The sequence below is a fragment of the Treponema sp. genome, assembly GCF_045641405.1.
In the GTDB taxonomy this organism is placed as follows: Bacteria; Spirochaetota; Spirochaetia; order Treponematales; family Treponemataceae; genus Treponema_D.
The window spans coordinates 1-12,718 of record NZ_JAZUGX010000037.1; the positions used below are offsets into that span (position 1 = coordinate 1).

Genomic DNA, 12,718 nt, shown 5'->3' on the forward strand with positions numbered 1-12,718 from the left:
GTAGAACTGGCTCTTTGCCTCAAGGACCTTGAGGTCGCTCTTTCCGATGATGATCTGCAGGACGAGGGAAGTGCACTCAAGATTCCCGTCGAAGAACCTCGTCATGAAGGCATCGTCCATCAGCCTCAGGTTCCTGATTATATCAAGGATCCTCTGCCGTCGTTTTTCTTTCATTATCAACCTCGGTCATATGAATTTCGAGAAGCATTTTTCTCGATGTTTACATATATATATAACCGCAGAAAAATAAAAAATGACGGTTTCATGCGAAGATAAATGTATATTTTTTGGATAGTCTTTTTCTTGATATTTTCAAATTCCCATGCTATATTGATTAGACAAAATTTTGGTTGGGATGTTTTCTCTGCCGATGCGGGTGGGCATTGGCAGTTTTTTGTTTCTGAAACCAATATGTTTTATGTGGCGGAAGTTGCAGAAGGTTTCACTTCTAAACTGTGGTAGCTGCTTTCGTTAAATTCTTCCTTTTTCTACAAGGCTCAGGAATGCATTTACGAATTCTGGATCAAATTGTGTTCCGCTGTTTTCCCTAAGTTCTTCAAGAATCTTTTCCTTTGGATATCCCTTTCTGTAGTAACGTTCTGAATTCATGGTGTCGTAGGAATCTGCAACAGCAACGATTCTTGCGGATTCAGGAATGTATTTTCCGCTCAGATGCTCTGGGTATCCTGTTCCATCAAAACGCTCGTGGTGGTAAAGCGCTGTCTGGCAGGCTTCTGGAATGGAAGAAAGGGATTTCAAGAGTTCATATCCCTTGAAGGTGTGTGCGCGTACAATCTTGAATTCCTTGTCGGTAAGGCTTCCTGGCTTTGAGAGTAAGGTGTCGCCAATGGAAATTTTTCCGCAGTCGTGCAGAAGTCCGCAATAGAAAATCTTCTGGCAGTATTCATCGTCGTGACCGGCTTCCTTAGCGATCATTCGTGCGTAGGATGCAACCCGTTCAGAATGTCCACCTGTGTAGATGTCCTTTGCATCTATGAATTTTGTAAACACGGTCATGACCTGTTCAATCGTCTGCTTGTCGTGTTCCCGTTCCTTCATCTTTGCCAGCTTGATGATTTTGATTCTGATCTGGAATGTGAGGGTGAAAATCCACAGAATGAAAAGAATGCCAAGGATATACAGCATTATGTTGTCGGAAACATTGTCTTCCATATGGTAGGTTATGTATGCTTTGGCAAAATCGAAATCCATGTTGAGTGGCTCAGTGTCGTTCTTGTGGAAGATGAATCCAATTTCCGAGTAATGGAAGTCGTTTTCTGTGTGGGCTGGAATGACGCATTCAGAATATTCGTCGTCTGGATAGTAGATAAGCTTGTCCCCTGGGTTCAGGTAGATGAGGAGAGGCTTTCTTGGCGCGCAGAATTTCTTGACCTTAAGCTGCTTAAGTTCTTCGTATTCTCTGCCATGTAATTTTACGGCAGGCTGAACTATTGTCTTTCCCTTTGTCTTCTGATGGATCTCAATGTTTCCATTCCAGCAGCTGGTAAGGTATACAGGCTTTGTGATGGTGATGGTCATTTTCCAGTCGGAGATATTGTGTGCCGAACGGTTGATGATTTTTGACTCATAGACGGTTCCATGCATGAGCGGATGGTTTGGGATGTTGAGGGGCCAGATGTTGTCTTCGTCTCTCTGTTGGAAATCAAAAAAAACATTGGAAGATTCCCTGTTCATTTTCTGGGTCTGGTCAGAAAGAACATAGGACTTGAAGAGAAGGGCAAGCACGATGAAAATCGCAGCCATTACGGAATAGTTTACTTTTTCGCCTTTAGAAAGTACCATCTGCACATATTATATATGTACAGATAAAAAAATTCAATTTTTGAAAAGTCCCGTAACGGCTTATTTAGCAGTCTACCATGAAAGGATCCATCAGCGGCACAATGGAGTGAATGACATCAAGCCTGCAGGATGGTTTTATAAATACAAAATATAGCCTACTCAACGGTTATGCTTTTATAAGAAATAGCATCGCTTCCAACATTAAAGCAGTCAGTATATGATTCCTTTGCTTTTTGTAGTAAGGCAACTGTAAGAAAATAACTTCCTGAAGTAGTAATACCTAAGTCGGATTTATTGAGTGTTATACTGGCAGAAGAAACCTCAAAAGTATTTGTCTTTATAAATATCTTTCCCGAAGTATACGAAGTTACAGTAACAGTTGTAACAGTAGCATTTTCGATTTGCAAACTTGTTCCATCGGATTTTGTCAATCCTCCATTCGATTTACCAATGCTTATCGTTATTGGAATCTTATCTGTCAGAAGGTCTGTGATGCTGGTGATTTTTGTCTCTTTCAACATGTAGCGACTGTTATAATAACAGTCAGTAATGAAATTGTTGTCAGAATCAAAGATATCTACCTTATTCTGTCCAACATTGCTATATGAAAAACCTTCCGCCAGTCGAGGAGTAAATTCTGTAATAGGAACTCCGTCCTTTGCAACGATGAACATATCTTTTGTAGGTTCTTCTGTATTAAAAATATAAGGATTGTTGGATTGATCTATGTTTACGCTATTAGATCCAGATGAGAAAAATTGTGCAAAAACTCCTTCCTGGGGAATTTCAAATTCTGGCAAATGAGGCTCATATTCCCAAGGATCTTGAGGTGCCCTTGAAATCTCTACAGTGACATCATTCTTTATGCCGCCTTCGACAGCTGCGGTATTTGTTCCCTGCGCGATCTTTTTGCTGTTGTTGTCATAGCCATAGACTGAAACCGTGTAGAAACCTGGAATGAGATCATCTATCGGGATCACTGTTCCAGGCGCAATGAATGGAGTTGTATGTGCTGTAGGGCCGCTTACCGTCACCTGAAATTTTACTACATCTTCCTGCAGGCTTCGTGTGGTGCCAGCTTCAGGCAAAGTGATGGACAGGCTTCCCTTCTGTTCCTGATTGAGCGAACAGGATATAAAGATTAGTACAAAGATGGAACTCAAAAAACAAAATTTTTTCATGGATAGACCCCCAAATTGGAAAGCTCCTTTTGGCTGTCCTGATTATAACACATCTTTCATAGGTGAATTCAAGTACCCCTACCATGAAAGACGGGTGCTTACAGCTCCTGAAACGATTTTTGACTTGATGTCGTAGCCTAGAGATACTGTTGCGGAAAGTACAAAGAAATCAAATCCAACTCCACCGAAAACCTGTGGATGGAAAGAAGTGCTGTTTGATTTACCGCTAAAATGAGAAGGAAGAATTCCTTGGTCGACCATGTTTCCAAAATCTGATGCACCAGTCGTAATGATGTTCTTCCACTGAGCATCGACTGTCCAGTCAACATCGGTCTTTGAGTAGATGAGCTTGGTTCCAACGAATGGGATGAGGAACAGAAGCTTTATGGAAGCCTGGGCTTCAAGAAGGTATGCCTGTGAAGAAAAACCAAGGGAAGCGCTGGCCTGGTCGTTCTTAACCGACAGCTTTCCGCTTGTGTAGTAGTAGCCAGCACCTATGGAAACCTTTGGCTTGAGCATTCCGCCTTTCAGCAGAGCGTAACGGAAATCTCCGCCTATTACAAAATAGTCAAAGCTCATAGGATCTATTGCTTTTTCAAGGGCTCCGATTGTGGAAGAATCGAATTTCATCACGGCGATCCCGATGTCGAATGGAAGAAGAATTCCACCTACACGAAGATCCGCATTGATCGTAGGAAATGCAAGGTTGTCGGGAATGTCGCCTACATTGATGTCCAATGCCGAGGCGGTTTTCTTGAGTGAAGAAATATCAAGTGAAGAGGCTCCTACGTTGACTCCAGCTCCGAAATGGGCACTAGGAATGAGCTTTCCGATCCATGCATCTGCATATATGTTCTGGATTCCCTGTGTGTTTGGAATTGTATCTACAAGCTCATCGCATAGAACATTCAGGTTGCCGACGGTATCGGTGAATGGCGAAGTTGCATTTGGATACTTTGCTTTGTAGTCGTCATATACCTGGGTAATCTGGGTTTCATAGCCAGAGACTGTTGCTTTATTTACATTATTTGTCTTAAGGGATTCTTCGATTTTTCCCTTGTTCTGCTCGATGAGGGGAGCAAGGTCGTCAGGGACATTGATCGTTACGGGACCGTCGGATGCCTGGAGGGTGATTGTTGCGGCATCAGCCAATGCGAGTACAAGCGTCGATGTAACGAATATTGAAATGGATTTTCTGAAATTCATAATATCTCCTTGACGAAAGCTTTATTACTCTAGAAACCAGGACCTTCTGTAACTTTCATCACAAGAATTGTTCAATAATTCTTGATACCTTTAGTTTCAATTGTAATTCACACTTTTCTCAAAAGCAAGAAGACGATAAAAAAAGGGATGCCAGAATTCCATGGAAATTCCAGCATCCCTCTATATCACCCGAAACGGGAAATTACATGTTCCTTACTTTTTCAAGGCGGGCACGAGCCTTAGCGTCTGTTTCTTCCTTTGCCTTCTTGAGCTTTTCTGTAACTGTCTCCATGTTGTTTACCATGTATACAGGCTGGAGTGTAGCGTCAAGAACGTCACGCCAGAGTGAGCTTTCTGGGTCAACAGTGTTGCGGCTGAGGGTTGCCATGCTGATTGGAAGGTGGACATACTTGTCGTGAACAAGACCTATTACGATCTTTGTCTTTCCTGCCATTGCAGCATGAACGGCGTAGTTTCCAAGGCGTTCACAGTACATGCTGTCGTTTGCGTTTGTAACAGCTGCACGAACTTCGTATGAAGGATCGATGTACTTGAGGTTGATTTCTGTCTTCTTTTCCTTGAAGTAGGCGTTGATCTTGTCGCGGAGGAATGTACCGATGTCTGCAAGTTTCTTGTTTCCTGAAGCGTCTGTCTGACCTGTTGCTTCAAGAAGATCCTGGCCTGCACCTTCTGCTACGACGATGACTGCGTGTCCGCGTCTCTTGAGGCGTTCTTCAAGGTGGGCAAGGAGGCCGTTTGGTCCGTCAAGTTCAAATGGTACTTCTGGGATGAGACAGAAGTTTGTTTCGTGGCTTGCGATTGCTGTACATGCTGCGATGAATCCTGATTCGCGTCCCATGAGCTTTACAAGACCGATACCGCCGATCTGTGAGTGAGCTTCCATGTGAACTGAAGCAACTGCCTTTGTACCCTGCTGAACTGCTGTTTCAAAACCGAATGAGCGGTCGATGAACTGAAGGTCGTTGTCAACGGTCTTTGGAATACCTACGACTGCGATGTTGAGTCCGCGGCGCTGAACCTCGTTTGCGATGTCCAATGAACCGCGCTGTGTTCCGTCACCACCGATGATGAACATCATGTTGATTCCCATCTTTACGATAGAGTCAACGATTTCTGATGTCCTGTCTCCGCCACCGCGTGATGTACCGAGGTATGTTCCACCGATCTTGTGGATTTCGTCAATGTTGTCTGGGTTAAGGTCAACTGGTTCGAAACCGTTTGATTCAAAGAATCCCTGGTAACCGAACTTGATTCCCTTGATGCGGCGTACACCATAGCGGTTCCAGAGTGTGCGTACTACGGCACGGATAACATCGTTGAGACCTGGACAGAGACCGCCACAAGTACAGATACCTGCTGTTACATGCTGAGGATCAAAGTAGATGTATTCGCGAGGACCAGCCTTCTCAAGGTGGTTTGCCTCCGATGTGATTGCTTCTGGTTTTTCGTCATAAGAGTTAACAACGCGGCGAACATATGCATCATCGCGAACGAATGTTGCACGGAAATCACCATGATGGCGCGAAAGTTCGATTGGAGACTTGATCTTGCATTCTCCAAGGTTTGTAACTGAAAAATCGTATTCTAATCCTGCCATAGGGAACCTCAAAAATTAAATATTTGGGTTAAAGTATAGAAAGAAAATAGTATAAATTCAAGGGTAGAAAGTAATGGTTTCCAATTATTACAAGTTGCGGCGTCCATGGTATTCCCTTTGACAATCTGGGCTTTTTTTTCTAATTTTAAAGGAAAGAGGTTAAAATGAAAAAGATTGTTACTGTCATAAGCGTTGCTTTTGCTTCAGTTTTTATGTTTACAGGCTGTGGATATAACGGTCTTGTTTCCCAGAGGGAAGCCGTGGAACAGCAGTGGGCAAACGTTGAGAACCAATATCAGAAACGTGCCGACCTTGTTCCTAATCTTGTTTCCACTGTAAAAGGAATCACCAAGCATGAAGAAAAGGTCTTTACCGAAATAGCAGAGTCCCGAGCAAAGCTTGGCGGAACAGTATCCGTTGATTCATCCATAACGGACGATCCTGAAAAATTCGCCAGCTTCCAGAAGGCACAGAAGGAACTCAGTTCTGGTCTTGGTCGTCTTCTTGCACTCACGGAAAATTATCCTGAGCTTAAGAGCAACGTGAATTTCCTTGACCTGCAGAGTCAGATTGAAGGAATTGAAAACAGGATTTCTACAGAGCGCAAAAGATATAACGATGCAGTAGGCGCATACAATAAATCGATCCAGATGTTTCCGGGCGTAATCACTGCAAAAATGTTCCACTTTGAAAAGAAGGCATATTTCCAGGCAGAAGAAGGAACCCAGAAGGCTCCTGCAGTTTCCTTTGATTAAGGTAGATAGATGACGACAAAGCAGTTGAATAAAAAACTGAATCTGACTGAAAAGGATCTTGCAGAAATCAGGGAAGCTGTAGCAAAGGCTGAAAGCAGGACCTGCGGAGAAATTGCCCTTGCCGTAACCGCGGAAAGCGATACCTATGCGGAATGGGAGCTTGCTTCTGCTGGCATTACGGCGCTTGCGTTGTTTCTCTGCGTTTTTCCCATGTCTTCCCAGATCTATGCATGGCTTTCATCCCGTTTCTGGGACATTGAACCATGGTATCTTTCCCTTTTCTATGCAGGACTAAGTACCATCGCAGTTGTGGTTCTTTATTTTCTATACAACATTCCGACTATAGATTCTCTTGTAATTCCTGCGTCCGTAAAGGAAAGAGCTGTCACCAACCGTGCTTTAAGGCATTTTGCGGAAAGCGGAGTTTATTGCACCGACAGCCACAGTGGAATTCTGATTTTTGTTTCATGGTTTGAACGGCAGGTTAGGATTGTTGCGGACAGGCACATCAGTGAGAAAGTTACGGAGGATCTTTGGAACATAATTGCTGATGAAATTGCAGAGAATATGAATGGCGGAAGTTCAAAGGAAGCTTTCCTTTCTGCTGTGGAAAAATGCGGTCAGCTGCTTGCGGAAAATTTCCCATCCGATGGAGAAAAGAAAAATCAGCTAGATGACGGACTTGTGATACTGGAGAATTAGAATGTCAAAAAAGGCAAGTGGAAACGATTTTATTGGAATTCTCATACTTATTTTTTTCATGATCGGTGTTCCAAGCTTCATCATAAAGGAAGTCACTAAGACTGAATCAAAGACATCGGTTTCAAGAAATGCCTCATCATCGGCTTTGACTGAACATAGGGCTATGGAATTTTCTTCTCCTGTAGTCGACGCGGCAGGCGTATTTTCCAGGGCAGGTTTTGATGAACTGAACAGGTTTCTTGTTGACTTGAACGATACCAAGGGAATTCAGATAGGTGTTCTTGTTGTAGATGACATGGGCGGAGAGGATATTGAATCCTTCAGCATGAGGCATGCGGAAAAATGGGCTCTAGGACAGAAAGGGGTCGATAACGGTGCGCTTCTTGTGGTCTCCATGAAGGAACATGCAGTCCGCATAGAGACAGGTTACGGTACCGAGGGAGTTCTTACCGATGCAAAGTGTGCAAGGATCCTTCGCAATGTAATCGTACCTGCCTTCAAATCCAGTGATTACGAAGGTGGAATCACTGAAGGTGTCAGACTGATGGCGGCAATCATTTCTGGAGATGAGTCGATGGTTACGGCTGACGGCGTAAAGTCGGAAACGAAATCAAGGACTTCAATTCCTTTTCCAGTGCTGCTGTTCATAATCATCTGGGTCCTTATGCTTTTCAGCGCAATGACATCAACGTTAAGGCGCCATAGGCGGGGTATTTTCTTTGTTCCTATGGGTTCCTTTGGAGGTGGTGACCATTGGGGTGGCAGCGGTTTCGGTGGAGGCAGCGGCTTTGGTGGTGGTGGATTTTCTGGCGGCGGCGGAAGCTTTGGCGGAGGAGGAGCTTCTTCCAGCTGGTAAAAAAAAAGGGCTGTCCAATAAGTATTTAGTGTAGTGCTCATTGAGCTTGTCGAAATGACTGCTACACTAAATGTGGTGGTTTCGACATGAGGCTCAACCACCGTAAATCATACTTTTAAGACAGCCCTTTTTGCTTTTTATTTTGAATGTTCCTTTACGATGTTGTTCATTGCTTCTGCCATCTTTTCAAGGGAAACCTGCTTCTGAACGGCTCCAAGCTCCCATGCTACGCGAGGCATTCCGTAGACAACAGACGATTCTTCATCCTGACCGATGGTCCATGCACCCTGCTTTCTCATTTCTGCAAGCTGAACTGCACCGTCGCGTCCCATGCCAGTCATGATTACGCCAAGGGCCCTGTTCTTGTAGATTTTTGCACAGCTTTCAAAGAGCCAGTCTGCGGAAGGTCTATGTCCGTTCCTAAGGTCTGCATCCGAAAGTCGGATTACATTGCAGAGTGTGGATTTTTCAATGACGATATGGTAGTTGCCAGGGGCGATGTAAATCTGTCCTGGATGGATAGGGTCGCCATCTTCCGCTTCCTTTACGTTTAGAGGGCATATCCTATCAAGGCTTGCTGCGAATTCCTTTGTGAACCCTGCTGGCATATGCTGGACAACGAGGATTGGCTTTGGAAATTTTGGATCAAGGTTCTTGAAAACCTCACGGAGGGCATTAGGTCCGCCAGTAGAGATTCCAAGGACAACGATATCGATAGGACCACCTTCTCGTTCAGGTGTGATAACATCAGGATCCTTCTTTTTTGTAGAAGAAGAGAAAAGCGTAGGAGAGAAAGAAGGTTCAGCCTTGACAGGAGAATCCTTTGGCTTTTCAATGATCCCGTCCTTTACAGCCTGAGCTTCGATTTCCTTGAGCTTCGCCTGCTGCATGTAGTGTTCGGCGCTTGGAATCTGCTTGCCGTGTAGTCTTGCGTATCTTCCTCCGTACGAGGCTATCTTTTCAATGATTGCGCTTCCTACAGAAGAAATGCTTGAAGATGTAGATCCCGATGGCTTTGTGATGAAGTCGCTTGCACCAAGCTCGAGACAGTTCATTGTAACGCTGGCGCCTTCTGTTGCGATTGAAGAGAGGATGACTACTGGAACATTGAGCCCTTTCTTCTTTCTTTCTTCAAGGAACTGAACACCGTTCATCTCTGGCATTTCAATGTCGAGAAGGATCAGGTCAGGCTTAAGGCTTTCCAGCTTCTGAAGGGCAAATTTACCATTCATTGCCGTTCCGCAGACCTTCATTCCATCTGTTCCTTCGATGATACGTGTAATAAGGTTTCTCATCAAAGCTGAATCGTCACAAACAAGTACTTCAATATCGTCCATATAAACCTCTCTAAAAAAATTGGCTGCTCGGAAGATACCAGGCAGCCGTCTTTATTGTCCTACGCTTCGTTTTTCTGGTAAAGGCAGGCCCATGGTGTCTTAAGGAATTCAAATTTAGTGTCCATTCCGAACAGACTTTCAGAGTGTCCGATGAACAGGTATGAATTCTTTGCCATTGATTTCCAGAAATTGTCGATGGTGTTTTTCTGGGCAGGTTCATCAAAATAGATGAGAACGTTGCGGCAGAAAACTATGTCCAGGTTTCTTGCACCCATGTCATAGCGAAGGTTATGGTAGTCAAACTTGATGGTCTTCATCAGGTCTGGCTTAACCTGGTAACCCTTGTCCGTCTTTGTAAAGTATGATGCAAGGTAGTTCTGCGGAATTCCCGAGATGCGGGACTCAGGATAGAATCCCTGCTGTCCAACCATAAGCGACTTAAGGGAAATATCCGAAGCGATGATTTCGAAAGTGTAAGGGGCTGGCAGCTTGTCCTTGAGAAGCATGGCGAGGGTATATGGTTCTTCGCCTGTTGAACAACCAGCACTCCAGATCTTGATCTTTGTGTCGCCTGTTTTCTTCTTGTTCTCAATGACGTGTGGAATAACGTAGTTTATAAGAGCATCAAAGTGAGGCTGATTACGGAAGAATCTTGTAAGGTTTGTTGTAATGCTGTCAAGGAACAGCTTGAATTCTTCCTTGTCGCTTGTAATGATCTTGTAATAGGCGTCAAGGTTTTCCAAATTCTTGTCGCGCAGGCGTTCCTTCAGTCTGCTGTCGAGAATTGAGCGGTTTGTTTCTGAGAATGTGATTCCGCTGGCATCATAAATAAGTTTTCTGAACTCGGTAAACTGCGAGTCTGTAAGCAAATCTGACATAATATGTTATTATAAAGCGGAAAATTCGATTTGTAAACTTTCGGCGAGATTTATTGAAAAAAAATGAGAACGCTTGCCGAGGGTGTCTGTGCGCTGATTGAGCTGGTCTAAATAAAGGAGTTCAAACTAAATATGCGGTGGTTTCAAGATTCGGCACCAGAGAATCCAGGTTGCCATGCCCGACACCGCATTTTAAGTTCATTTTATGGTAGAAAATTGAATTCTATTTCCAGAGATTTGCAGGATTTACTGAACGACCGTTCTTGTAGACTGCAAAATGAAGGTGTGGACCTGTAGACATGCCTGTGCTGCCTACGCGACCGACTCTTGTGTTTGTATCTACGAATGCACCCTTTTTGGTGGTTATCTCGCTCATGTGGCCGTAAAGGGTCTTGTATCCTGAATGGTGGGCAATTACGACGTAGTTTCCGTATACATCGCTCCAGCCTGCAGTTACTACCTTTCCTGGCAAAGCCGCATAGACACTGGTTCCTGTACCGCAAGCCATGTCGATTCCGCCGTGGTATGTTCTTTTTGATGCGTCGAAAGGATTTTTACGCCATCCGAACATTGAAGTGAAGTAGTAGCGGTTCTTGATAGGTCTTGTGAAAAGGTCTCCGTTGATTTCCTGTCTTGTCACCCAGTCCAGTTCAGCATAAGGAACAAAAAGCTGTTTTCCAGCCTTAAGGGATTCGTCAAGGCTGATGTTGTTGACTGATGAACATTTTTCAGCCTCTACCTTGTATTTTTCTGCAATTGTAGCGATTGTTTCACCGTCGTTGTGGACTGTATAGAGGATTCCTGGCATTGAAGGAATCTTAAGGTACTGACCAATCTGAATGAGGCGTGAGGAGTGGATGTTGTTTACGCTGATGATCGTGTCCTGAGTAACACCGAATTCATCTGCGATAAAGCCGATCATGTCACCTTTTTTGATGCGGTATGAGATGTACGATAGTTCGCTGTCGACCTGTCTAAGTTCGTCTGCGGCAAGATCGAGCCCCTCTATGGAAGATTCTGCAACCAGTTCTTTTTCGATGTGGTTTGAAACCTGTGCGTCAAAACCACCGCGGCCGACTGAATTCCTGAAGTGAACGATTCCGAATGTGATGCCTGTTACGAATGCGGCAATTCCACAGATTGCGGTTCCGCATACCAAACCATATTTTAAATAAGCCTTCATTTTGTAACTATTGTACCACATAATCTCTATTACCTCAAATACATTCAGCTATTATTCAGTTTTTTACTTCTTTCCAAGACCGATGAGATAGGTCTCAAAGGATTCCTGGCGGCAGGCTTCTGGCTTGAATCCCTTTGCCTGCGTAAAGGTTTCCCTCATTTTCATTAGGAGCTTCTGCTGGTCGCCGTTCTGGAATATCTTTACGCAGAAATTTGCGCCTGGCTTGAGCATTGTCTGGGCATACCAGATTGCCATTTCGACCAAAGCTTTCGACCGAAGGGTATCTACCACGCGGTTTCCTGTCGTCAAAGGAGCGGCGTCACATACTACCAGGTCATACGGTCCTTCCGCCTTGATTTTTTCACGGATTTCCTCGCTCAGGAGGTCTCCCTGGAAGAATACAAGGTTGTCTGCCCTCACATCCTTTGCAAGGGGGTTAAGGTCACATGAGACTACTTTTCCTGTTTCGCTTATGTTGCGTAGGAGCCATGTTGTCCAGCTGCCAGGGGCTGCGCCAAGATCAAGGACTACGCTGCTTTTCTTGAGCATTCCGAATTTCTGGTCGATTTCCTGGAGCTTGTAGACGCTTCTTGCAGGGTAACCTTCCTTGAAGGCTTTCTGAGACCAGTAGTCAGGTTTTGCATAACTGTTCTGTTTAGACGGCATACATTTTATATCGGAAAGTAAATGAATGCTATTTAGAAAATATTCAAAAATCGGCTTACGCAAAGAACCGTGACAAGCCCACTCCAGTGAGACTGCGTCTCAAGTCGTGGTTTGTCACGAACCTTTGCTCCGCCGATTTTTGAGGCTTTTATAGAGCTTTCATTTTCTCTGTTGAAGTGTATGCCGTCTGAATTTTTTTGTGGGAGATCGGCTTACGCACGGAACCGTGCCAATATTTAGTGGAACTTACAAGAATCGCAGGGCGATTCTTGTGGCGAAAGTGTTTTGATGAAGGGCAAATATATAGACAAGGCTTTCGCCTGTGAGACTGCGTCTCAAGTCGCAGTTTAATGCGAACCTTTGCTCCGCCGATTTTTGAAGCTTTTATAGAGCATCTATTTTCTCTGTTGAAGTGTATGCCGTCTGAATTTTTTTGTGGGAGATCGGCTTACGCACGGAACCGTGCCAATATTTAGTGGAACTTACAAGAATCGCAGGGCGATTCTTGTGGCGAAAGTGTTTTGATGAAGGGT

The 12,718-nt window shown here is 44.3% G+C and carries 11 protein-coding genes; 3 read left to right on the plus strand and 8 right to left on the minus strand.

What is annotated here, in order from left to right:
• Positions 1-471: 471 nt before the first annotated feature.
• From ACKI39_RS05350 to ACKI39_RS05365, 4 genes are all read right to left on the minus strand, one after another.
• Positions 472-1,803 carry an HD-GYP domain-containing protein gene (locus ACKI39_RS05350; RefSeq protein WP_407398381.1) on the minus strand — a complete coding sequence of 444 codons (1,332 nt, stop codon included), beginning with the start codon at positions 1,801-1,803 and terminating at the stop codon, positions 472-474.
• Positions 1,804-1,958: 155 nt separating this feature from the next.
• On the minus strand, positions 1,959-2,984 hold the full coding sequence (locus ACKI39_RS05355) for a hypothetical protein (protein WP_407398383.1): 1,026 nt from the start codon (positions 2,982-2,984) through the stop codon (positions 1,959-1,961).
• Positions 2,985-3,062: 78 nt separating this feature from the next.
• On the minus strand, positions 3,063-4,190 hold the full coding sequence (locus ACKI39_RS05360; RefSeq protein ID WP_407398384.1) for a hypothetical protein: 1,128 nt from the start codon (positions 4,188-4,190) through the stop codon (positions 3,063-3,065).
• A 202-nt stretch (positions 4,191-4,392) separates the two neighbouring features.
• Positions 4,393-5,808, minus strand: a complete 1,416-nt coding sequence (locus tag ACKI39_RS05365) for an ATP-dependent 6-phosphofructokinase (protein ID WP_407398386.1) — start codon at positions 5,806-5,808, stop codon at positions 4,393-4,395.
• Positions 5,809-5,972: 164 nt separating this feature from the next.
• On the opposite strand from ACKI39_RS05365, the gene ACKI39_RS05370 reads away from it, so the two are divergent.
• Genes ACKI39_RS05370 through ACKI39_RS05380 form a run of 3 tightly spaced genes read left to right on the plus strand, consistent with a single transcriptional unit; the run spans position 5,973 to position 8,121 of the window.
• Positions 5,973-6,563, plus strand: coding sequence for a LemA family protein (locus tag ACKI39_RS05370; protein ID WP_407398388.1), 591 nt, complete (start codon positions 5,973-5,975; stop codon positions 6,561-6,563).
• A 9-nt stretch (positions 6,564-6,572) separates the two neighbouring features.
• Positions 6,573-7,265, plus strand: coding sequence for a TPM domain-containing protein (locus ACKI39_RS05375; protein ID WP_407398390.1), 693 nt, complete (start codon positions 6,573-6,575; stop codon positions 7,263-7,265).
• 1 nt (position 7,266) lies between these two features.
• Positions 7,267-8,121, plus strand: a complete 855-nt coding sequence (locus ACKI39_RS05380) for a TPM domain-containing protein (protein WP_407398392.1) — start codon at positions 7,267-7,269, stop codon at positions 8,119-8,121.
• A 137-nt stretch (positions 8,122-8,258) separates the two neighbouring features.
• On the opposite strand, the gene ACKI39_RS05385 is transcribed toward ACKI39_RS05380, so the two are convergent.
• The 4 genes from ACKI39_RS05385 to ACKI39_RS05400 all read right to left on the minus strand — a co-directional run bounded on the left by ACKI39_RS05385 (position 8,259) and on the right by ACKI39_RS05400 (position 12,185).
• Positions 8,259-9,458: a protein-glutamate methylesterase/protein-glutamine glutaminase gene (locus tag ACKI39_RS05385; protein WP_407398394.1), complete on the minus strand. Its 1,200-nt coding sequence runs from the start codon at positions 9,456-9,458 to the stop codon at positions 8,259-8,261.
• Between the two features lie 59 nt (positions 9,459-9,517).
• On the minus strand, positions 9,518-10,336 hold the full coding sequence (locus ACKI39_RS05390) for a CheR family methyltransferase (protein ID WP_407398396.1): 819 nt from the start codon (positions 10,334-10,336) through the stop codon (positions 9,518-9,520).
• Positions 10,337-10,559: 223 nt separating this feature from the next.
• Entirely contained in the window at positions 10,560-11,519 is a 960-nt protein-coding gene (locus tag ACKI39_RS05395; protein WP_407398398.1) for a peptidoglycan DD-metalloendopeptidase family protein, read from the minus strand.
• 63 nt (positions 11,520-11,582) lie between these two features.
• Positions 11,583-12,185, minus strand: coding sequence for an SAM-dependent methyltransferase (locus tag ACKI39_RS05400; protein ID WP_407398400.1), 603 nt, complete (start codon positions 12,183-12,185; stop codon positions 11,583-11,585).
• Positions 12,186-12,718 lie beyond the last annotated feature (533 nt).

Coding starts and splice junctions, on each gene's coding strand:
- ACKI39_RS05380 (WP_407398392.1), top strand. CDS start 7,267: ATGTCAAAAAAGGCAAGTGGAAACGATTTTATTGGAATTCTCATACTT.
- ACKI39_RS05390 (WP_407398396.1), bottom strand. CDS start 10,336: ATGTCAGATTTGCTTACAGACTCGCAGTTTACCGAGTTCAGAAAACTT.
- ACKI39_RS05395 (WP_407398398.1), bottom strand. CDS start 11,519: ATGAAGGCTTATTTAAAATATGGTTTGGTATGCGGAACCGCAATCTGT.
- ACKI39_RS05355 (WP_407398383.1), bottom strand. CDS start 2,984: ATGAAAAAATTTTGTTTTTTGAGTTCCATCTTTGTACTAATCTTTATA.
- ACKI39_RS05360 (WP_407398384.1), bottom strand. CDS start 4,190: ATGAATTTCAGAAAATCCATTTCAATATTCGTTACATCGACGCTTGTA.
- ACKI39_RS05400 (WP_407398400.1), bottom strand. CDS start 12,185: ATGCCGTCTAAACAGAACAGTTATGCAAAACCTGACTACTGGTCTCAG.
- ACKI39_RS05350 (WP_407398381.1), bottom strand. CDS start 1,803: ATGGTACTTTCTAAAGGCGAAAAAGTAAACTATTCCGTAATGGCTGCG.
- ACKI39_RS05375 (WP_407398390.1), top strand. CDS start 6,573: ATGACGACAAAGCAGTTGAATAAAAAACTGAATCTGACTGAAAAGGAT.
- ACKI39_RS05385 (WP_407398394.1), bottom strand. CDS start 9,458: ATGGACGATATTGAAGTACTTGTTTGTGACGATTCAGCTTTGATGAGA.
- ACKI39_RS05365 (WP_407398386.1), bottom strand. CDS start 5,808: ATGGCAGGATTAGAATACGATTTTTCAGTTACAAACCTTGGAGAATGC.
- ACKI39_RS05370 (WP_407398388.1), top strand. CDS start 5,973: ATGAAAAAGATTGTTACTGTCATAAGCGTTGCTTTTGCTTCAGTTTTT.